The following is a 22,343-nucleotide window of genomic DNA, read 5'->3' as shown; positions in this document are numbered from 1 at the left end:
CATCATTTAAACGCATTCCAAACTTTGTGGTGCTCTGTTCGCGTTGCTCATTAAGCTCTATAAGTCACACTGTGTTCAACGTGTGTCTGGTTTGAGCAAAACTCAACGATGAAAAATAAACAGCCTAAGTTATACCGTAAATTATGTCATAAAGTTGTTTCCTAAACTCAATCATAGACGGCGATATAGGCCCTTGCCATAGAATAATGGTTAACGGTTAGGGAAAAACAGGCCACGCGATGCGTGATAGCCTGTTTTTATTGATAGATTACATGTTTTCATAAGCAGTATTGTTGGTGTCGCCGGGACGAGTTTCGGCGCGGCGACCGCTCAGAACGGGGTGATCGGTTGATTGCGGCATAGCCGTCGGATCCAGAAACGTCCTGGGTGCAGGGCATCTAGTGTTGATTGTGAGATCGGGTAGGGAGTTCCAGCAATTTCACTCGCCATGATTTCGCCCAATAATGGGGCGCTACAGACACCTCTCGCGCCTAATCCAGCTAATAGATAAACCCCTTTAACCAAAGGAACTTGATGGAGGTTCGCTTTTAATTCAGGCTGTGGAATATGAGCAAATTGGTGTATCAATGATGGAATATGGACCAGAGGTCCCATCATGGGAAGGTGATCTCTGAGGGTTGCTCGGATAGCGGCTCGCCCAATGGATGGATCCACCTGAAGATCGTGGGTCCAGGGCTGTTGAATGCAATGCGCTAAGGCTTCAAGATTTTGCCGAGTATCTTGAGCTGATAGCTCTCTAGACAACTGATTTCGTTGGTATGTAGCGCCGATACAATGGGTTTGTTGACAGGCTGGTGTGAGGTAACCATCATAGCAGAGCACCGTTTTTAATGCGGCGGTCTGTGCGGTTGTTTGTATATGGGTGACTTGTCCTCGAACTGGCGTGATCGGATAAACGCTCGTGAGTGAAAAATCTATCACTTGATGACCATTGGCCAGTATTAACTGTTGGCAGTCATGTGGTTGTCCGTTAATCGTCAATTTTACCTGTCCATCTTCGGAGAGCCAATCCTGCAATTGGCTTTGATAATGAACCGTGGCATAGCCACTGTTAAGTGATTGGGTTAACAAGGCATTGACTAAATCTTGCGGATTGGCCCAGCCGGCATTGGGGTAAAAAATACCTGAATGTTCAACCGGTTGTCCTAAAATATCACTGGCTTGCTGACTGTCTACGTGTTGAAGTAGTGCTTCTGGCCAATGAACTTGCTCAAGTTTATTGAGCTTGTGAGCTGATTTTTCATCATACCCCAGCTGTAATACCCCACACCATTGATGGCGAATGGCGTAACCTTGATCGAGCAGATGGGCCAGTGTTCGTCGATTAAAGTTAAAAGCATTGCAAAAAAAGTCGTTGATAGGTGATTGAGTTGATTGTAATAACGGATAGATAGCGCCCTGGCGATTGCCCGATGCTGCGCTTGCTGATTGTTCCGCTTGTTCGTAAATGGTATGTTTGATTTTTCTTAGGCTCAGTGCATAGCTAAGACTGGCTCCGGCTAATCCGGCGCCGATGATTACAACATCTGAATCAGATTTTGGGGTGGGCCGGTAAAACCAAGGGGCTGCAGTGGATTGGATGGACGGTATTTCAATTCGGCCTTGTAACATTTCTCGTTTGTGACCAAAGCCTGGGGCTTTTTGAATATTAAAACCAGCCTGAATTAAGCCTCGTCTGACAAAACCTGCCGCGGTAAAGGTCGCTAATGTTGCATTGTTTTTACTGAACTTCGCCATGAGATCGAAGAGTTCTTGAGTCCACATCTCCGGGTTTTTACTGGGGGCAAATCCGTCTAAAAACCAGCAATCTACTAATCCGGTTTCCGTTTGAGCCATATTTTGTAGTGATTCATGGATGTCTCCAAACCATAAATCGAGAGTTAGCTCACCTTCTTCGAAAATTATTCGCTGACATCCTTGTGTTATTATGTCAGGATATTTTTGGTGAAGTTGTTTGGCGTATGTGTGAAGTTCAGGCCAGTGATCAAGTGTTCTGATCAGGTCCTGTTTATGTAAAGGGTATTTTTCAAAGCTGATAAAATGGAGATGTTGCGGACGTTGATCTTGTGGCATGTGGTTGAACATTTGCCAAGTAGCCAGAAAGTTGAGACCACTGCCAAAGCCGGATTCAGCGATGACGAAGTCAGTGAATGACTCAGACGCCCAACGCTGAGGAAGACCATTTTTATTAAGAAATACGTAACGCGTTTCAGCCAGGCCATCATCATTGGAAAAATAAACGTCATCAAATTGATTAGCGACTGGCAGACCTTGCTCGTTCCACGAGATTTCTGCTGGGTGAATAGAATTTACCAAGGAACACCTCTTAGTTCATGCTAGCTTTTGACTGGAAATTATCGGTATTCACCTGTAATCTTCCAAACAAAACACGAGGGTAATAGTTAATTCTATTACTGTTGGTGTCTATATTTGTAATAAACGATTGAGATCGTCTGATGAAAAGAGCCGTAATCACCGGAGTGGGTATTATATCCAGTATCGGTAACAATAAAGAAGAAGTACTCGAGTCATTAAAAACTGGTCGGTCAGGAATTACTCATTCTGAGCAATTCGAAGAGATGAATTTACGTAGTAACGTCTGGGGAAGCCTGGATATTGATCCGGCAGAGCACATAAATCGTAAAGTATTTCGGTTTATGGGAGATGCTGCGGCATACTCTTATTTAGCGATGCAGCAGGCGATTGAGGATGCTGGATTGCCGGAATCGTTAGTCTCATCTGATCGTACCGGATTGATAGTCGGATCGGGGGGGGCTTCTTCTAAAAACCAGGTAGAAGCTGCAGATATTCTTCGCAATAAAGGTGTGAAGCGGGTGGGACCTTATATGGTTACCCGGACCATGTCTAGTACGACTTCAGCCTGCCTAGCAACCCCATTTAAAATTCGTGGTGTGAATTATTCGATGAGTTCAGCTTGTGCAACCTCATCACATTGTATCGGAAATGCCCTAGAGCAAATCCAGCTCGGTAAACAAGATATCGTGTTTGCTGGTGGCGGTGAAGAGTTGCACTGGACTCTAGCGATGGAATTCGACGCAATGGGAGCTCTATCGACGAAGTATAATGACTGTCCTGAGAAAGCATCCCGAACCTATGATGCGAATCGAGATGGGTTCGTTATCTCGGGCGGCGGTGGAATTGTTGTCGTTGAAGAATTAGAACATGCCTTAGCTCGTGGTGCGAAAATCTATGCAGAGATTGTCGGTTATGGTGCGACATCAGATGGCTACGATATGGTTGCTCCATCCGGTGAAGGCGCTGTCCGTTGTATGAAGCAGGCTATGGCGGGACTCACGGCTCCAATTGATTATCTGAATACGCATGGGACCTCGACTCTGGTTGGTGATGTTAAGGAATTGCAGGCGATTCGTGAGGTGTTTACCGATGAAAATATGCCTAGAATTAGTGCGACTAAATCCCAAACAGGCCATGCATTAGGGGCTGCCGGTGTTCATGAAGCCATTTATTCGCTACTGATGCTCGAGAATGGTTTTGTATCTCCCTCGATTAATATCGATGAACTTGATGAACAGGCTCAAGGGCTAAACATCGTGGCGAATAAAGCACAAAGTGCGGAACTGAATCAGGTTATGTCGAACAGTTTTGGTTTTGGTGGCACGAATGCAACGTTGGTATTTCGTCGTTACACTGACTAGGTCGTGTATGAGGCATTCTTGATGGATAGGCTACTCAGTAACGAGTAGCCTTTTTATTATTTGCTTTATTTATGAATCTGTTACAGATTACCTATCCGGAATATTCGGGTAGTTTTATGATACAAAAATTTGATTGACTGAAATATTATCTTCAATGCCCAGAGTGTGCGATATTGGTGATACTTAAGCATTTCGAATGCAGCTACTCTGGCATGCATATTAGCAATAACAGTCAGGATTAGATAAGAGAGAAAGCAATGGCAATAGCAGTATTAGGTGCATCATCGTTATTGGGCAAATCATTGATTGAACAATTAGTGAAAAATTCAACATTAGCTGATTTGGTGTTAGCTCTCGATACGCTTCAGGATGATGCGGAAAATCAGTTAACTATTGCAGAGCGCTCCTTTGATATCGAATCTCCAGAGGGTGTGAGTTGGTCTGACTGTCAGGTCATTGTTGGGTGTTCAGCGGAATTAGTGGCCACTTATGCGGACGATATTATAGCCGCAGGGGGGGTGCTTTTAAATGCGACTGATTCTGAAGTCATTGGCGCTGTTTCTTCCCTTTCGTTAAGTGATAGCGAATGGATGGGGGCTCAGGGCGTTTATCAATTACCTTGTGCAACAGTCTTAATGCTTCGGGATTTGCTGAAACGAATTGATGCCGAGATAGGAATCTCTGCGGTTCATGTCAGTGCCTTATTGTCGGTTTCAACAGAGGGGCAGTTAGGGATTGATGAGCTGGCAGGGCAAACGGCTCGTTTGTTAAATGGATTACCTGTAGAGCCGGAAGTCTATTCCAGACAGATCGCTTTTAATTTGTTAGCTCAATCGCCCGCCGCAACATCAGTTGCTGAACAGGTGGAACAACAATTACCTTTGATTTTTGCTGAAAGCACGCCACTGATTAGTGCGCACAGTGTTTCCGTGCCGGTATTTTATGGTGAAATGGCATTAGTCTCTATTGAAAGCACTGGTTATTTATCGATAGCTGATTTTATTGATATTGCCGGTGAGATGGAATCAGTCGATGTGGAATTGGAACACCCCGTTACGCTGGTGACTGATTTGAATCAGCATCCTCGGATTTCTGTGAGTCAAATCAGACAAAGCCCGAATCGCGATACCGAATTAAAATGCTGTATACAAGCGGATGTTCTAAGAGCTTGTAAGGTACCTTATTTGCTCCAACTTATTCAATTAATTAGTAGTTTTTAATCAATAGCGGAGATAGTTTAAGTTTTTATATTTATGGCCGAATATTATTAAGACAAGTAGGTATCGACTAATATGGGGACGATAGGAAGTTCTATAAACTGGAATGAGATGATCCCTATGGCTCGTTTTTTCGATGAATACAAGGGGCAGGGAAGTTGTCTGTTGTCAAAGCTTGGTGAGAACAAGGAATTATTATGAAGCGATTTTGTTCGCGGCTAACTTATCTTATTTTCTGGGGACTAATTAGTTTTTCGAACTGTCTGTATGCGGCTCCGGCTGATCCGGAGTATATTCAAATGGTCGGGCCTGAGGATGTCGTGAATAATCAGGGGGAAATTGTATCCCGGCAATATGGACCCATTTCCAGAAGCGATACGCTATGGCGTATCGCTAATCGTCACCGTCCGAACACTTCCGTTACTGTTTATCAGACGATGGTCGCTATTTTTCAGGCAAACCCTCAAGCATTCGTTGATAAAGATATGAATAATCTGGTTAACGGTGCTTATCTGACGCTGCCAACCCTTGAACAGATCCAAGCCATTCCAGTTCTTCGGGCTCAGCAGTTAGTGTTAGGTGAAATTCGAAATGGGAGCAATAGTCAAAATCCTACATCAACGAGTGCCGCCCCGGCGACAAGCAGCCATGTGACGGTTGCCACATCATCTAATTCATCAGATAACAATGCCAGGATCGCCGCATTAGAAAAACGTATTGATGAACTGCAAGCGATGAAAAATAAAGAGTTGGATGTGCTTCGCAAGCAGTTGGATCAAACCGGGGAACAGATGATTGGAATGTCAGAAGTCAATCATCGTTTGAAATTGCGAATTGCCGACTTGACCAATCAGCTGGAAAGTATTCGGGATGAACTGAGTCAGACTCGACAAACACAGCAGCAAATTCTGGATATTATTAATCCGGCGACCACTCAGCCCCAACAGAATTCATGGTTAGATCAACTGCTGTCCTCGCCTTTGAATATCGCCTTAGCGGCATCTATCCCGGTATTATTGATATTATTGGTGTTGGTCTGGTTGCTTCGAATTCGTTCAAAAAAGACCGAGCATGATGCAGAGTTGGATGATGATCCTTTAGCATTAGATGATGACGATGATGATCAATTTTCGCACCTTTTCACGGATGATATTAATCAATCCAGTTTAGATGAAGATTTTAAAACGCTAAATCCAATTGAGCATGATTCTTCAGGAGCTGAAGAACCCGAAGTATCTGTAGCCGTCGATGCTTCAGAAGCGGCTTTTGGTGACGATAGCGAAGTTACATTTGATGATGAAGCTGTCAGCGCTTTGGCCGAATTTGAAGATCCGGAAAATTCTGAATTAACTAAATCATCTGAGACTGCGGCCGATGATGATTTTTCCGAGATCCCTGACAATGATTATGGGCTGGATGCCGATGATGATTTGTTGATCAGTCAGGAAGATGATGAAGAACCTGAAATGGGTACTGAATTTGACACGGATGAAGAATTGTTGCCAGAAGAACCAATGGCCGAAGTTCCGCCACTTGAGCCGGAATTATCAATTAATTTAGATGAACCATTGCCTGATTTTGAGGAACAACCGCAGCATCTTTCAGAACCAGAACCAGAACCAGAACCAGAACCAGAACCAGAACCAGAACCAGAACCAGAACCAGAACCAGAACCAGAAGATTTATCTACTGATGATCTGGTTGCGGATATTGAAGGTATCGCGGATGCAGAGCCTTCGGCGACGGACCGTACTGTTCCGGATGATGATTTACGTTTAGATGCACAGCTTGAAGAGGCTGATGGAGCGGTTGATGCTAATCGTGTAGAGAGTGAACCATCTGATGATCCCGATGTGCTACAAGAGCAATTAGCAGAGCAGATGGATCAGGAGATGGAGTCCCTTCGCTCCACTGAATCTGATATCGATCTTGATTTAGAGAATCCGGATGTTTTTCGAAGAGAACCAACATTTGATTTAGGTGAACCTCAATTTGATGTAACAACGGAAGATGATGCGCCACTAGGGTTATCTGAAGAAGAATTACTGGATGATATTGATGACATCATTGAGCAGCAAGAGCTGGATGAAACTGACGTATCTGATGTTGTAGAAAATTCTGTAGATGTTGCTATTGAGGATGAACCTGAAGAGCCGCCATTACCTGAGATTGAAGAACCTATCTCTTTGGCTAAGTTTGAGCAGGAATATCTGTCAGCTCAGGAAGATGAATCTTCTACTGTTGCATCTGATGACCGTATTGAAGAAGTCCTCGCTGAGGAATCGGAAGTTGGCCCGGGTATTGAAGAGGCTAGCGATGATCCTGAATCAGAGATTGATCGTCTGGCTGAACAACTTAGGGATGTAGAACCATCGTTGGATACAGCGTCTATCTCTACCGATCCTGAAAATGATATCGTTGAAGATATTTTCTCAGGGTTTTCGGATGCGGCATTTAATGAAAGTCATGATGGCGAGCTTCCGGAACTCCCTGATCGAGAAGCGTTAAATGAGCGGGAATTTGTTGATATTGAAAAATTGATGAATGATGCTGATCAGGATGCTTCGGAGGTTAACCCGTATCAGGAACCTCAGTTAGATGTTGGACTCGGTGAATATAGCAATGTATTAAATCAAAGTCCCGATGAAATGGTTGACGTTGATGCCGATGGAGAAGGGGCCTCAAAATTAGATTTAGCTAGAGCCTATATTGAAATTGATGATTCTGAAGGGGCTCGGGATATACTTAGGGAATTACTATCGGGTTCTCAACCGGATAAAATTCGGCAAGAGGCAGAAAAATTATTAGAACAATTAAATTAATATTTTTATCAATAAATCTCAATATATAGCAAAAAGGCGGTGACAAAGCTCATCGCTTTTTTTATCATTGCCCGCGGTTTAAAGGGTAGGAGTAGTATGCGCATTGCATTAGGTATAGAGTACGATGGTGCCGCGTATTATGGTTGGCAACGGCAGCGCGAAGTTAATTCTGTTCAGGAATGTGTTGAACAAGCCTTAAGTAAAATTGCTGATCATCCGGTTGATGTTTTTTGTGCTGGGCGAACAGACGCAGGTGTTCATGCGACGGGACAGGTCATTCATTTTGATACTCATTCTGGGCGGAGTATGTCGGCTTGGACACTTGGAATGAATGCCAATTTGCCAAAGGATATTGCTGTTAGGTGGGCCAAATCTGTAGCCGATGATTTTCATGCCCGGTTTTCGGCAAAGGCGAGGCGTTACCGATATATCATTTATAATGCACCCTATCGTGGCGCTATATTAAATCACGGTGTGAGTCATTATCATCAGCACTTAGATGAAAAACGGATGCATGAGGCTGCGCAGTACTTGTTGGGTGAACAGGATTTTTCATCGTTTAGAGCAGTACAGTGTCAGAGTCGTAGTCCATTTCGAAATGTGCATCATGTTATGGTGACTCGACAAGGTGATTTTGTGGTCATTGATATTAAAGCTAATGCTTTTTTACATCATATGGTCCGTAATATTGCTGGGTCGTTGATTGAAGTAGGGCAAGGGGATCGCCCTCCGACATGGATTTCGGAATTATTAGCGCTTAAAGATAGAACTAAAGCGGCTGCAACAGCAAAAGCGCAAGGATTATATCTGGTGTCGGTGGATTATCCGCAGCGTTATGAGATCCCAGTTGTAGAGCCGGGACCATTGTTCTATCAGGTTTAAGATGAATTGTACCAGAGTATGGCAATTCACTTTTGTTAACGAAACGTGTATTTTAAAAAGTATTAATACTGAAAATTAAAGGATTCCGATGAGCTGGCTAGAGAAAATTCTTCCTAAAAGTAAAAGCGTCTCCTCACGACGTCGGAATATTCCCGAAGGGGTTTGGACCAAATGTTCAGCATGTGATCAGATTCTATATCGAGCTGAACTAGAGCGTAATTTGTTTGTTTGCCCAAAATGCGATCATCATAATCGAATTGGTGGTAGACAACGGCTGGAACGTTTACTCGATAAAGGTTTCGAAGAACTAGGACAAAATTTAGAGCCGAAAGATATTTTACGATTTAGAGACTCTAAAAAATATAAAGATCGGTTATTAGCTGCGCAAAAAAGTACCGGTGAAAAAGATGCCTTGATTGTACTTAAAGGACATCTAAAAGGTCTGCCTGTTGTTTCTTGTGCTTTTGAGTTTTCATTTATGGGCGGTTCTATGGCTTCTGTGGTCGGGGCCCGATTTGTGAAAGCGGTGGAAACTTGCATTGCAGAAAAACGAGCGCTGATTTGTTTCTCTGCCAGTGGTGGCGCACGAATGCAGGAAGCGCTGTTTTCATTGATGCAAATGGCTAAAACAAGTGCCGCTTTGGCTAAATTGCGCGAAGCTGGATTGCCATATATTTCTGTTTTAACGGATCCCACAATGGGCGGTGTATCAGCCTCTTTAGCTATGTTGGGTGATATTAACATCGGAGAGCCTAAAGCATTAATTGGTTTTGCCGGTCCTCGGGTTATCGAACAAACGGTTCGGGAAAAATTACCTGAAGGTTTCCAGCGTAGCGAATTTTTGCTTGAACACGGTGCTATAGACATGATTGTTGATCGGCGAGAGATGCGAGATCGACTGGCATCAATTATTGGAAAACTTCTAAATCAGTTTCCGGTCAATGAAATCAATGAAAATGTTGAGATAGCGGCTTCCGCTGTTTCTATGGAATTTGATAGTGATTATAAAGCTGATTAATTCATGACAGATTCAATGATGACTAAAAGCCGGTCTCTGGAAGACTGGCTTTGTTATTTCGAACATCAGCATCAGACAACCATCGATCTGGGTTTAGAACGAGTGGGGGCTGTTGCTCGAAAAATGGGGTTAACTTCGTTGGTGATGCCGGTGATTACGGTCGCGGGTACCAATGGTAAAGGTTCGACATGTCGTTTGATTGAACAGTTGTTGTTGGCGAAGGGATATCAGGTTGGCGTCTATAGTTCCCCCCATATTTCTGATTATCGGGAGAGAGTTCGGATCAATGATCAACTTCCTCCAAAACAGGCTTTTTGTGATGCCTTTGCTGCTATTGAAGAAGCTCGTGGGGATATTAGCCTGACTTATTTTGAAGTTGGGACGTTAGTTGCGCTTTGGTTGTTTCGTCAAAGCTCACCGGATTATGTCGTTTTAGAGGTGGGTTTAGGGGGACGTCTTGATGCCACGAATATCATTGATGCGGATGTCGCCGTTGTTACAACTATAGCCTTGGATCATGAGAGTTATCTTGGTTCTGATGTGATGCAGATTGGGCGAGAAAAAGCCGGTATTTTTCGGCGTCATGGACGAGCGGTCACCGGCGATCCTGAAATTGTCAGCAGTGTGATTGAAGCGGCTAACCAATTAAGTTGTCAACTATTGGCGAATGGACATCAGGTTCACGCATTATTTGATGAAATGAATCAATGCTGGAGTTATCAAGGGGCGCATGTGACTTACCGACAGTTACCAATCCCACATCTTCCAGTGGATAATGCCGTTGCTGCGTTAGCTGCACTAGAGCATTTGGATATCTCTTTGCCAGAAACATTGGTTCAGCAGGTGATCGGTCAGTGGCAACTAGCAGGACGGATGCAGCTTTTGCAACATTCTCCGGAAGTTTTTATTGATGTGGCTCATAATCCTCAGTCGGCAGAGTATCTGGCTAAGCAATTGACGCGTTTGCCAAAAGTAGCGCACACCATCGCAGTGTGTGGCATGTTGGCTGATAAGGACAATCAACATTCGGTAAATTCACTGATTCCTTGCTTTGATCACTGGTTTATCGCTGGTTTGGGTGGTGAACGAGGCGATAATGGTGATAAATTAGCCACAGCTCTGGAAAATGCTGCAATGACACGGTGTCAGTCCATTCAGCAGGCTTACGAGCAGGCGATGGCTACGGCACAAGCCGCGGATCGCGTGGTTGTTTTTGGATCTTTTGTCACTGTAGCGGCAATTTTAGCCTATCGAGGGGGGTAATCAGTTGTTATCACCGCTTAAACACCGGATTATTGGTACGATTGTTGTGGTGGCTTTATTAGTCATTATTTTACCAGATTTATTTGATGGCAAAAAAGAGCCGGTTAAAGAGCAGTTCAATTCTATCCCTTTTGCTCCGGAGCCGGCAGATGAAAAACCGTTAATGATCGATTTGAGTCAATCTTCTGCTGCACCTGCTGCACCTGCTGCTCCAGTTGCTTCGACTAATTCGACAGCGGTGACTCAGCCAGATGTGAAGCCATCTTCTCCCGTTAGTTCATTTAGTGATTCAGCTTGGATTATTCAATTGGCTACCCTAAAAAGTTCAGAAGGAACGAATCAGTTAATTGATAAATTACAAAAAGCTGGGTTTCAGGCCCATAGTTATCCCCGAATTCCTGTCGATGGGGAATTGAATCGTATTTTTATCGGGCCCGAAGTTTCAAAGGATTCTCTGGAAAAACAGTTAAATCAATTACAAAAATTAACCGGCTTAAAAGGGCTAATTCGGCGATTTGAGCCGTTAGATCAATAAACATTGTTATTTGAACTATTGCTCTTTCAGGGGTGAATTTTGTTCAAATTTAATGCATTTTGAACGCAGAGTAGTTTGTGTTGCCTAACGATTTAAGCAAAAAGTACTGCCAAGTTCAGAAGGCTTGATTTGAGCCCATACTCAATTGGAATTACGGCCAAAAACGCAGCGCATTGGCCGTAATTTTCTGTTAATATGCGTTGCATTTTTCTTCATAAGCACCCCTATGAACTGGATGGATTACGCCATTATTGGCATTATCGCACTATCGGCACTGATTAGTTTAGTGCGAGGTTTTGTCAAAGAAGCTATTTCTTTACTCAGTTGGATTGCGGCGTTTTTTGTCGCCAGTCATTTTTATAGTGATCTTGCTGCCTATTTTACTCTCATTGAAAATCCCTATTATCGTAGTGGTGCGGCTATATTTTGTCTGTTTATTGTGACATTGATTATTGGAGCTCTCTGCAACTATATTCTGTCACGTTTAGTAACAAGTACTGGACTATCGGGTACGGATCGGGTGTTAGGTATTTGCTTCGGTGGTGTTCGAGGTGTATTTGTCGTAGCGGCAATGCTTTTTGTGTTGTCTTTTACGGCTTTTGTCGATACAACTTGGTGGCAGCATTCAAAGTTAGTTCCCGAATTTACGGCGATAGTTCAATGGTTTTTTGAGTTTCTAAAAGACTCTTCGAGTTTTTTAACCCCCCATTAATTCTCGAAAGAAAGAAGGAAGCCCGCTCATGTGTGGTATTGTCGGAATCGTTGGAACAACCCCGGTTAACCAGAGTATTTATGACGCTCTGACCGTTTTGCAACATCGAGGTCAAGATGCAGCAGGGATTGTGACTATCACTGATGGAAAATTTAAACAACGCAAAGCCAATGGGCTTGTACGTGATGTATTTGAGTTACGTCATATGCAGCGTTTGCAAGGTAACATCGGGATTGGTCATGTTCGTTATCCAACCGCAGGAAGTTCCAGTGCTGCGGAAGCACAACCTTTTTATGTCAACTCGCCTTATGGCATTACGTTAGCTCACAATGGTAATTTAACTAATGCCCAAGAGTTAAATGATAAAATGCTTAGTAAAGCGCGTCGACATGTTAATACAACTTCTGATTCAGAAGTGTTATTAAATTTATTGGCTTATGAAATTGATAATGAGTTAGATCATGCCGATGAATTGCAGGCCGAACATTTTTTTGCGGCCATTCGCCGAGTGAACCAACAAACCCGGGGGGCTTATGCCGTTGTCGCTTTGGTGATTGGACATGGCATGCTGGCTTTTCGTGATCCAAACGGTATTCGTCCATTAGTTTTAGGTAAAAGAATCGCGGATAACGGCCAATCTGAGTATATGGTTGCATCAGAAAGTGTAGCATTAGATGCTATTGGCTTTGAGTTTGTTCGTGATGTTGCTCCCGGAGAAGCTATTTTTGTCACAGATGACGGCCAGTTATTTACGGCTCAATGTGCAGAAAATCCAGGATATCACCCATGTATTTTTGAATATGTTTATTTTGCTCGGCCTGATTCGACTATCGATAAGATCTCTGTTTATGGTGCCCGCGTTAATATGGGAACCAAACTGGGTGAAAAGATCCAGAGAGAATGGGATGATTTGGATATCGATGTTGTAATTCCAATCCCTGAAACTTCTTGTGATATTGCACTGCAAATTGCGTTGAAGCTAGGATTGCCTTATCGGCAGGGATTTGTCAAAAACCGTTATATCGGTCGGACCTTCATTATGCCCGGGCAAACTCAGCGGCGTAAATCGGTGCGTCGGAAACTTAATGCGATTGATGTAGAGTTCCGCGGGAAAAATGTGTTACTGGTCGATGATTCTATCGTACGGGGAACCACTTCTGAACAGATCATTGAAATGGCCCGCGAAGCTGGCGCTAAAAAAGTATACTTTGCTTCAGCATCTCCTGAGATTCGCTTCCCGAATGTCTATGGTATTGATATGCCATCTGCTAATGAGTTAATCGGGCATGGTCGAGAAGTTGATGAGATTTGTAAATTAATTGGAGCTGATGGATTAATTTATCAGTCAATTGATGATCTGGTTGATGCTTGCCGTGAAAGTAATCCGGATATCCGTGAATTTGAGACCTCGGTGTTTACAGGGCAATATGTCACCCATGATATCGATCAGCGGTATTTAGATTATTTGGAACAGTTGCGTAATAACGATAGTAAGGCAGTTGCTGCACAAGAAGAAGTGGCCAGTCTGGAAATCTATAATGAAGAACGTTAGTTGTGACTGCTGTTCTTTAATATTGTGAACTGGACTCCATTGAAGTGTCATTGCTGGTATTGCGTGTCACTGGATGCAAACATAAACCCCGATTTTATTCGGGGTTTATTGTTTAAAGTTAGTTATGGTAGTGTGTAATGCCATGTGGATTAAATAATCTAAGTTGGGTATAAGATGAGCAATGGTATCCCTGAATCTTCTTTTATGCGGAGTGGGGGATCGGTTGAACGGTATGGTTATTCATTGAGTTTTTGATGTGTGATGGGCCTATTATTGAAATGGGCATTATTTGGGGAACCCTTCATTGCACAATAGAATCGTGGAAAAGACCCTGTGCGAATGCTATATACCGCTGAGATAAATTTGATAAGCTTTACTTAACGTTTTTGTTATTGGTATTTGTGGGGAAATATTTTTTGAACCACTATTAAGAATATCATCTGTTCATCAAAGATTGATATTCCGATCCTATTATGTGTGCAATGGGTCGGTTTTATAGAGGTGAATGATTCACAAAAACATAAGGAAAAGAAGAGAAGAACGTGGTTATGCTAAATCAAACGCTGATTGCACGGCGTTTATCTCATGGGCGCATTGAATTACGCGCTACGTCAGAACAATTTGCCCCGCTTATTCATGAAGCAGTTTGTCGTGATGGTGCAAGATTAACGTATTATTTGCCGTGGATTACGAATCTTTACTCTCTGTCAGAAGTTATTCATAGTCAGCGAGAGGCGGCATCCCAGTTTGAACACTTTCATGACGAATTGCGCTATATTCTGTTTCCGCAAGATTCATCTCAGTTTTTGGGGACTATTTCGCTCATTAAAGGTGAAAATGTTCCATTTAGTTTAGGATATTGGCTGAGCCATGATGCGCTAGGATGTGGCTATATCACGGAAGCGGTGAATCTACTGAGTGAATATGCACATCATTTGTTGAGTATCGACCAGATTCAAATTCGAGTTGCAGCCAGTAATGGGCCGAGTCGTCGGGTGGCTCAGCGCTGTGGATATCAGATATTGGATGGATTTTGTGGATGGGATATCTTAGGGGATGGTCGGGAAGAGCGGTTATTGGCATATGAAAAAAAATGGTGATGATCAGTATTTGTTTTGTGATTCATTCGACGTTTTTTAGGTGTATTCTTAGCCGAATAGTTATTGCTTTCTCAACGCTAATCCGCTACACTTTTCTTAGCTTGAAAGTTAAGTTATTTATACCCACCATTTCGAAGTACCTCAAAAGACCTCGTCCTGTAGTTGTAAGTAATTTGGTTCACTGATTCATGCTAAGAGTGTGTTTGGAATGTCTCCAAACACCTGGAAATATTTTTTAAGTAGGATTTATTATGTCTAATACAGTTACTGGTACTGTTAAATGGTTTAACGAAGCAAAAGGTTTCGGTTTCATCGAACAAGCTAACGGTCCAGATGTATTCGCTCATTTCAGCGCTATCGTTGGTGATGGTTTCAAAACATTAGCTGAAGGTCAGCGTGTTGAGTTCGTTATCACCCAGGGTAAAAAAGGCCCACAGGCTGAAAACATCGTTGCTCTGTAATTCAGATTAGCAACCCAGATTTTGAAAGGCCGCACAGTCACTGTGCGGCCTTTTTTATGAGTCATTAAAATATTAATGACTCAATATTTCAAATGGGATTGGTAAATGGTTTATTGGCGATGATAACCGCTCTGCAAGGTGCTGGATGTCCTTCAATGGTTTGAGTAGGATCATTGGGATCCAGAAATTCAGCTAACGATTCATTCGTCATCCATTCGGTTTTACGCTGTTCTGCAACTGAAGTTGTACTGACATCCACACAACGTACGTTTACAAACCCACATTTTTCAAGCCAGCGGCAAAGAGCCGGGACACTCGGTAAAGACCAAACATTATTCATCTTGGCGTACCGTTCTGGTGGAACCAACACAGTATCCACATTTCCTTCAACAATTAAGGTCTCAAGAATCAACTCACCACCTTCCACTAATTGATCTTTAAGCTGAAATAGATGATCGATAGGGGAGCGGCGATGGTATAAAACGCCCATAGAGAAAACACTGTCGAAAGCTTCTAATGCAGGCAGTTGTTCTATGCCCAAAGGCAGTAAATTGATATTACGAGGATTACCGGCAAGTTTGCGAATAGCTTCAAACTGAACCAAAAATAGGGATGAAGGATCAATACCGACGACAAATTCTGCGTCTGCTCCCAGCATTCGCCACATGTGGTAGCCATTCCCACAGCCAACATCCAGAACTTTCCGGTGTTTTAGCGGGCTAATATGGGAGATTAATCGTTCCCATTTCCAATCGCTACGCCATTCAGTATCAATTTGAAAATCATAGATATTATAAGGACCTTTACGCCACGGATGATAACTGCGCAATAGATTTTCGACTTTTCGCTTTTCACCCTGACTGAGTGTTTCAGGAGCTGGAATGGTCACGCTATCCGTCAAGGCAGGCGTCACCGATTCGGGGATCGTGAGTTTATCCAGAACCCGTTCCCAGCTTGGTAAAAGACCGTGAGCTTCCTGGCTTCGCCAAATTTCGAGCTGAGCGGGTAGTACATTGAGCCAACGTGAAAGTGAACTTTGTGCGATTTGTGCATAGAACTGACCGAACTCAATCATGGCTATCTCCTTTTATGGCCACAAATGAGGTGAAGTTAAAGCATTGATACCATTTTTGAGCGTGACTAAAACCCGCGTTTTTAAAGCGTTCTAGATGTAATGCTTCTGAATCTGTACGTAGTACGTTTTCAATCGCGGTTCGTTTCTGGCTAATTTCAAGTTCGCTATAACCATTGGAACGCTTAAAGTCGAGATGTAGGTCAATCATTAACTGATTAATCGGCGCATCTTCAAAATGAATTTTTTCACTTAAGATCAGGATTCCCCCCGGTAATAAACCATCGTAGATCCGTTGAATTAGCGCAGCTCGCAATGTAGGCGCGATGAATTGCAGTGTAAAGTTGAGTACGACGATACTGGCCCGTTCAATTGCAATATCTTGAATATCGCCACATTGCAGGTGCACCGGAGTATCTGAGCGGAATGCATTCAGATGATTCTGGCAGCGTTCAATCATTGCCTGAGAGTTATCGATCCCGATGATTTCACAACCGCTGAGTTGTATATTCCGGCGCATCGCTAATGTGGCCGCCCCTAATGAACAGCCTAAATCATATAAACGAGAATTGGCTTGATGGTAGCGTTGCGTGAGTTTCCCAATGACGTTCAGGATTGTTGTATAACCTGGAACTGAGCGCTGGATCATATCAGGAAATACTTCAGCAACTTGTTCATCAAAACGAAACTCTCCGATCTCATCAATCGGCTGGGCATAGATGTTATCTGGATGGTGCATTGAAAGGATCCAATTTACGGCTGATTTGCATTATTTTTGCCGGCGCATTTTAACGCGCTTTATGAAAGATGTCTTGTCCTGTTAAGTCAGGAGAGCCACGAGGTATGGTGATATCAGGAGTATTGCTTGGGAGGATTACTAGTTTTCACCTTTGGCGATGCTGTTTTTTGAGTAAAATCCTTTATAATGCCCCTTTCGGCTTGTGAGATCATTTTTGAATAGAGCATTGTATAGGTTATAGGATCTCACATTTACTGTTTTATATCTGCAACGGGAAGGCGTTATGCGCACTGTGTACTGTGGACAAGTCACATCTGAATACGAAGGCCAGGAAATTACTCTGGTCGGTTGGGTTAATCGACGACGCGATTTAGGCGGCGTTATCTTCATTGATTTACGAGATCGAGAAGGCATCGTTCAGGTAGTGTTTGATCCCGACCGCGAAGATACATTTGCAACCGCAAATGCATTGCGTAACGAATACTGCGTCCAGATCAAAGGGAAAGTACGGCCACGTCCTGAAGGGCAAGTCAATGCAGATATGGTCACTGGGGCGATTGAAGTTTTGGGGATCGAACTTTCGATTTTAAATCGTTCTGCACCATTGCCATTGGATAGTAATCAGGAAAACAGTGAAGAGCTGCGTTTAAAATATCGTTATTTGGATTTACGTCGCCCTGAAATGACTCAGCGTCTGGTGTTCCGTTCGAAAGTAACCAGTTTTATTCGGCGGTTTATGGATAGTCACGGTTTTCTGGATATTGAAACGCCCATGTTGACTAAAGCCACGCCGGAAGGTGCTCGTGATTATTTGGTTCCGAGCCGGACCAACCGTGGTAAATTTTTTGCTCTGCCTCAATCACCTCAGATCTTTAAGCAATTATTGATGGTTGCTGGTATGGATCGCTACTATCAGATTGTGAAATGTTTTCGTGATGAAGATCTGCGAGCTGATCGCCAGCCAGAATTTACGCAGATCGATATTGAAACTTCATTTTTGAGCAGTGATGAAGTGCGTCAAATTACTGAAGCGTTGATTACTAACCTGTTTAAAGAACTGTTAGCGGTTGATTTAGGCGCATTTCCAGTGATGACCTGGCATGAAGCCATGCGGTTATACGGCAGTGATAAACCTGATTTACGTAATCCAATGCAGTTGATTGATGTTGCTGATCTGGTGAAAGATGTAGAATTTAAAGTGTTTTCTGGTCCTGCTCATGATCCGAAAGGGCGAGTCGCTATGTTATGTGTCCCTGGTGGGGCTTCATTGTCACGCAAACAGATTGACGAATATGGTAAATACATTGGTGCTTATGGTGCCAAAGGGCTGGCATGGATGAAGGTCAATCACGCGGATGCCGGTTTAGAAGGTATTCAGTCTCCGATTGCTAAATTCCTGAATGCAGACATTATTGATGCATTATTGGAACGAGCCCAAGCTAAAGACGGTGATATTCTGTTATTTGGTGCTGATTCATACGGAGTGGTCAGTGATGCGATCGGTGCTTTGCGGTTGAAAGTCGGGGAAGATTTAGGATTAGTCGAATCGGGCTGGAAACCGCTGTGGGTTGTTGATTTCCCCATGTTTGAAGAAGCTGATGGTCGTTTATACGCTATGCATCATCCATTTACCGCACCAGTTCCAGGTGTTACTCCGGAACAATTGCGAGCAGCTCCAGAAGACGTTTTGTCGAATGCTTATGATATGGTGCTTAATGGTGTTGAAGTCGGGGGAGGGTCTGTTCGTATTCATGAGCAACCTATGCAGTCCGCGGCTTTTGACGCATTAGGAATTAGCCAAGAAGAAGCGCAAGATAAATTTGGATTCCTGTTACGGGCATTAGAATTTGGTGCGCCACCACATGCCGGTTTGGCTTTCGGTTTGGATCGGTTAGTGATGTTGATGACAGGTGCATCATCGATTCGTGATGTTATGGCATTTCCTAAAACCACAACGGCTGGATGCCCGTTGACCGATGCTCCGAGTCCAGCGAATCCTGAAGCTCTTGAAGAGTTAGGGTTAGCTATTAAAGTCAAAAATGACGAATAAATCTTATTATTCGCTTTCCTTGCTAATGTTGGATTAGAGCAATCGCTATTTCGACGTTATCTTAAAGATGGGCGTGAATCACGCCCATCGTCTGTGATTAGGCTTATGCTTAATGCATTGCATAAATAAAGTAAGTCAATTAAACAAAAATGGAGATCCGTTATGGCAGGTCACAGTAAATGGGCCAATATTAAACACCGTAAAGCTGCACAAGATGCCAAACGTGGGAAGATTTTTACTAAGTTGATTCGGGAATTGACTGTTTCAGCTCGGGAAGGGGGTTCGGATGCCGATAGTAACCCGAGACTTCGCGCGGCTATTGATAAGGCGCTGTCGAATAATATGACGCGAGACACAGTGGATCGTGCCATAAAACGAGGTGCTGGAGAACTGGATGGTCAAGAGTTAGAAACGATTACCTATGAAGGGTATGGACCGGGCGGAACGGCGGTGATGGTTGAATGTATGACCGATAATCGTAATCGAACAGCCGGGAGTGTTCGACATGCCTTTTCAAAAAGTGGTGGTAATTTGGGAACCGATGGTTCAGTGGCGTATCTTTTTGATAAAAAAGGTGTGATTAATTATGAACCGGGTCTTGATGAAGATGTGGTGATGGAAGCCGCGTTAGAAGCGGGTGCTGAAGATATTATCGTTAATGATGATGGGAGTATTGACGTGTATACCACTCCCGATGAGTTTGGGCATGTTAAAGATGCATTAGATCGCGCTGGATTTGAAGCTGTAAATGCCGAGGTAACGATGGTTCCATCGACATCCGCAGAGCTTGATGCGGCCACTGCCCCCAAACTCATGCGTTTAATCGATATGCTTGAGGACGATGATGATGTTCAGGAAGTTTATCACAACGCGGATATTAGTGATGAAATTATGGAAACACTGGATTAATGTCAGTCTTTTTGGGAATTGATCCTGGCTCTCGGTTAACCGGATTTGGTGTGATTCGTTTTCAGCACGGTAAAGCCGAATATCTGGGGAGTGGTTGTATCCGCATGCAGGATGAGGCGTTGCCCGCGCGCTTAAAGACAATTTATCAGGGAATTAGTGAAGTGATTACCCAGTACTCTCCGGAAGAATTTGCAATTGAGCAGGTTTTTATGGCTCGAAATGCAGATTCTGCATTAAAACTAGGGCAAGCCAGAGGAGCCGCGATTGTTGCTGCGGTAAATATGGGATTGCCGGTTTTTGAATATTCGGCAAGACAAATTAAACAAGCTGTTGTGGGAACTGGTGGCGCTGAAAAAACACAGGTCCAACAAATGGTTGTGAATATGTTGAAATTGAATGCGACCCCTCAGGCAGATGCCGCGGATGCCTTAGCTGTATCGTTATGTCATGCACATACTCGTCAGAGTCTAATCAATATGTCCGGTATGGCTCGTAAAACGGTGAGGCGCCGGCTTCGTTAAAATAAAATGCCGCTTGAATAGCGGCATTTAACGTACGACACATAGGGTGGAAAATATTATTCGTTGTGACTTTCAAAAGATTGTTCCATCCGACTGCGTTTGGCCAGATGGTGCAACGCTTTTAAGAGCTGGTGTCGATCAATCGTACCTAAAACGATACCGTTATCCACAACCGGGTATAATTTAGGGCGACATACTTGAGCTCGTGCTAGATCATCACTGAAATTGCCTGGAATACGCTCAGGTGCTTTAGTTTTTTCTTCAAATAATTTATTCGGATCAAAAACCATATAAGCCGCTAAGCTATCAATTGTATCTTGGGGTGTGACCGAAACGATATCATCGCGCATAATGTCACCAATACAGCGTTCGATATCAAAATCAAAATCATTTGCCCATAATTCTCTTAAAATATCCTGTTCCGATACAAAGCCGACTAAGATATTTCCTTCTGAGACGACCGGAGCGGCAATGACCTGATGATCAAGCAACAATCCTAGTGCTCGGTGAAGTCCCATTGAGGGCTGAAGCAACAATGGGGTATCGTTCATCAGATCTCGAACAGATAATGTCTGAATGGTACGTAGCATAACATTCCTCCACAAGTAGTGTCCTTAGTGGCCTGATTCTACAACTTTAGATCCCTGAGAGCTATGAGCTTGTATACTTGGACGAAAAATACTCCAAAATCCCAGACCGATGATGACTGCGCCACCAACGATATTGCCTAATGTCACGGGGATCAAGTTATTAATAATGAAGTTATGGATAGTGAGGTCTGAAAAATCAGATGGAGCCATCCCGATCGCGTTCCAGAAACTGGCATCCGCGAAATAATGAATCGCAATGCCCATAGGGATCATAAACATATTGGCTACGCAGTGTTCGAATCCGGAAGCAACGAACATCGCAACAGGAAGTATCATCAGAATCGCTTTTGTGAGGGGATTATCACTGCAAAATGTTAACCAAACGCCTAAGCAGACCATCATGTTACACATAATGCCCAGCGTAAATGCTTGTAAAAATGTATGATGAATTTTATGTTCCGCTAAATGTAGAACATTTAAACCCCATAAGCCATGATCGGCTGCATAAACACCCGCACCCATGATCAATAATACAATAAATAAAGAACCAACCATATTTCCGAAATAAACCCGGATCCAACAGCGAAGCATCGCTCCGGTTGATACTTCGTTATTGGCTCGGGAGATCAGTGATAATACTGTGCTTGTAAAAAGCTCCGTTCCACAAAGAACAACTAGAATTAATCCCATACTAAAGACCAGTCCACCGACTAAATGAACCAGTCCCCAAGGGCCTGTACTTCCTGTCGTAACAGTGACATAAAATACGAAAGCTAAAGCGATAAACATTCCTGCAGCAATGGCTAGCATGAATGATTGGCTAGATGATTTTATAACTTTCTTATATCCATAATTTTTGGCACGGTTAGTCATTTCGGCAGGTGAAATGACCGATTGAGCCTCAGAGATTGAACTCATAACTCAGTATTCCTTCTTTTAAATACGAGCTAATTCGATGAGCGAACAGCTTAATGATTACTTTTTTGAACTCTCGGAGAACCCGAGGCGCAGGTATTCTGCGCTAATAAAGGGTAAATGGGAATCAATAAATGACGAAAATCGTCTTTTTTGTTGATGTAAACAGTCATTTTTGACGAAAACAAATGGATATGAAGGAATAGAAAAGTGTTTATGAGGACGATTAGTCGTACCTATTTAAAGGATACAGCGTCAAAAATAGAGTAAATGTTGTTGCTTTGATT

19 protein-coding genes are annotated in these 22,343 nt (G+C 43.2%); 14 read left to right on the top strand and 5 right to left on the bottom strand.

Translation table 11 applies throughout. The features are described 5' to 3' along the window. Positions 1–330: 330 nt before the first annotated feature. Positions 331–2,337 carry a bifunctional tRNA (5-methylaminomethyl-2-thiouridine)(34)-methyltransferase MnmC2/FAD-dependent 5-carboxymethylaminomethyl-2-thiouridine(34) oxidoreductase MnmC1 gene (mnmC, locus tag ABUE20_RS15350; protein ID WP_408620830.1) on the bottom strand — a complete coding sequence of 669 codons (2,007 nt, stop codon included), beginning with the start codon at positions 2,335–2,337 and terminating at the stop codon, positions 331–333. 140 nt (positions 2,338–2,477) lie between these two features. On the opposite strand from mnmC, the gene fabB reads away from it, so the two are divergent. The 11 genes from fabB to ABUE20_RS15295 all read left to right on the top strand — a co-directional run bounded on the left by fabB (position 2,478) and on the right by ABUE20_RS15295 (position 15,260). Then, positions 2,478–3,698: a beta-ketoacyl-ACP synthase I gene (gene fabB / locus ABUE20_RS15345; protein ID WP_408620829.1), complete on the top strand. Its 1,221-nt coding sequence runs from the start codon at positions 2,478–2,480 to the stop codon at positions 3,696–3,698. A 257-nt stretch (positions 3,699–3,955) separates the two neighbouring features. Continuing rightward, the gene (locus tag ABUE20_RS15340; RefSeq protein ID WP_408620828.1) at positions 3,956–4,918 is read left to right on the top strand and encodes an Asd/ArgC dimerization domain-containing protein; all 963 of its coding nucleotides are present in this window, start codon (positions 3,956–3,958) and stop codon (positions 4,916–4,918) included. Between the two features lie 194 nt (positions 4,919–5,112). After that, positions 5,113–7,737: a FimV/HubP family polar landmark protein gene (locus ABUE20_RS15335; protein ID WP_408620827.1), complete on the top strand. Its 2,625-nt coding sequence runs from the start codon at positions 5,113–5,115 to the stop codon at positions 7,735–7,737. A gap of 96 nt (positions 7,738–7,833) precedes the next feature. Beyond that, positions 7,834–8,619: a tRNA pseudouridine(38-40) synthase TruA gene (truA, locus tag ABUE20_RS15330; protein ID WP_408620826.1), complete on the top strand. Its 786-nt coding sequence runs from the start codon at positions 7,834–7,836 to the stop codon at positions 8,617–8,619. 88 nt (positions 8,620–8,707) lie between these two features. Next, entirely contained in the window at positions 8,708–9,637 is a 930-nt protein-coding gene (gene accD, locus ABUE20_RS15325; protein ID WP_408620825.1) for an acetyl-CoA carboxylase, carboxyltransferase subunit beta, read from the top strand. A 3-nt stretch (positions 9,638–9,640) separates the two neighbouring features. Next, positions 9,641–10,900, top strand: a complete 1,260-nt coding sequence (gene folC, locus ABUE20_RS15320; RefSeq protein ID WP_408620824.1) for a bifunctional tetrahydrofolate synthase/dihydrofolate synthase — start codon at positions 9,641–9,643, stop codon at positions 10,898–10,900. Positions 10,901–10,904: 4 nt separating this feature from the next. Beyond that, a complete protein-coding gene (locus ABUE20_RS15315) occupies positions 10,905–11,435 on the top strand; it encodes an SPOR domain-containing protein (RefSeq protein ID WP_408620823.1) in 531 nt (176 codons plus the stop codon). A gap of 226 nt (positions 11,436–11,661) precedes the next feature. After that, on the top strand, positions 11,662–12,147 hold the full coding sequence (locus ABUE20_RS15310) for a CvpA family protein (RefSeq protein WP_408620822.1): 486 nt from the start codon (positions 11,662–11,664) through the stop codon (positions 12,145–12,147). A 28-nt stretch (positions 12,148–12,175) separates the two neighbouring features. Beyond that, positions 12,176–13,699, top strand: a complete 1,524-nt coding sequence (gene purF, locus ABUE20_RS15305) for an amidophosphoribosyltransferase (protein WP_408620821.1) — start codon at positions 12,176–12,178, stop codon at positions 13,697–13,699. 548 nt (positions 13,700–14,247) lie between these two features. Continuing rightward, complete coding sequence (locus ABUE20_RS15300) at positions 14,248–14,799, top strand: GNAT family N-acetyltransferase (protein ID WP_408620820.1); 552 nt, start codon at positions 14,248–14,250, stop codon at positions 14,797–14,799. A gap of 251 nt (positions 14,800–15,050) precedes the next feature. Continuing rightward, on the top strand, positions 15,051–15,260 hold the full coding sequence (locus ABUE20_RS15295; protein WP_408620819.1) for a cold-shock protein: 210 nt from the start codon (positions 15,051–15,053) through the stop codon (positions 15,258–15,260). Between the two features lie 88 nt (positions 15,261–15,348). On the opposite strand, the gene cmoB is transcribed toward ABUE20_RS15295, so the two are convergent. Together cmoB and cmoA are read right to left on the bottom strand one after the other, a co-directional pair. Next, positions 15,349–16,335, bottom strand: coding sequence for a tRNA 5-methoxyuridine(34)/uridine 5-oxyacetic acid(34) synthase CmoB (gene cmoB, locus ABUE20_RS15290; RefSeq protein WP_408620818.1), 987 nt, complete (start codon positions 16,333–16,335; stop codon positions 15,349–15,351). Next, positions 16,328–17,071 carry a carboxy-S-adenosyl-L-methionine synthase CmoA gene (gene cmoA, locus ABUE20_RS15285; protein WP_408620817.1) on the bottom strand — a complete coding sequence of 248 codons (744 nt, stop codon included), beginning with the start codon at positions 17,069–17,071 and terminating at the stop codon, positions 16,328–16,330. Before cmoA ends, cmoB begins: the two co-directional genes overlap by 8 nt. A gap of 283 nt (positions 17,072–17,354) precedes the next feature. On the opposite strand from cmoA, the gene aspS reads away from it, so the two are divergent. From aspS to ruvC, 3 genes are all read left to right on the top strand, one after another. Then, the gene (aspS, locus tag ABUE20_RS15280) at positions 17,355–19,121 is read left to right on the top strand and encodes an aspartate--tRNA ligase (RefSeq protein WP_408620816.1); all 1,767 of its coding nucleotides are present in this window, start codon (positions 17,355–17,357) and stop codon (positions 19,119–19,121) included. Positions 19,122–19,283: 162 nt separating this feature from the next. Beyond that, on the top strand, positions 19,284–20,030 hold the full coding sequence (locus ABUE20_RS15275; protein WP_408620815.1) for a YebC/PmpR family DNA-binding transcriptional regulator: 747 nt from the start codon (positions 19,284–19,286) through the stop codon (positions 20,028–20,030). After that, on the top strand, positions 20,030–20,551 hold the full coding sequence (gene ruvC / locus ABUE20_RS15270; protein ID WP_408620814.1) for a crossover junction endodeoxyribonuclease RuvC: 522 nt from the start codon (positions 20,030–20,032) through the stop codon (positions 20,549–20,551). Before ABUE20_RS15275 ends, ruvC begins: the two co-directional genes overlap by 1 nt. A 56-nt stretch (positions 20,552–20,607) precedes the next feature. On the opposite strand, the gene ABUE20_RS15265 is transcribed toward ruvC, so the two are convergent. Next, positions 20,608–21,141, bottom strand: a complete 534-nt coding sequence (locus ABUE20_RS15265) for a CBS domain-containing protein (protein WP_408620813.1) — start codon at positions 21,139–21,141, stop codon at positions 20,608–20,610. A gap of 24 nt (positions 21,142–21,165) precedes the next feature. Continuing rightward, entirely contained in the window at positions 21,166–22,059 is an 894-nt protein-coding gene (focA, locus tag ABUE20_RS15260) for a formate transporter FocA (RefSeq protein ID WP_408620812.1), read from the bottom strand. Between the last annotated feature and the right edge of the window lie 284 nt (positions 22,060–22,343).

The sequence above is a fragment of the Celerinatantimonas marina genome (genome assembly GCF_046054165.1).
GTDB lineage: Bacteria > Pseudomonadota > Gammaproteobacteria > Enterobacterales > Celerinatantimonadaceae > Celerinatantimonas.
This window is presented reverse-complemented; position numbering and strand designations above follow the sequence as displayed.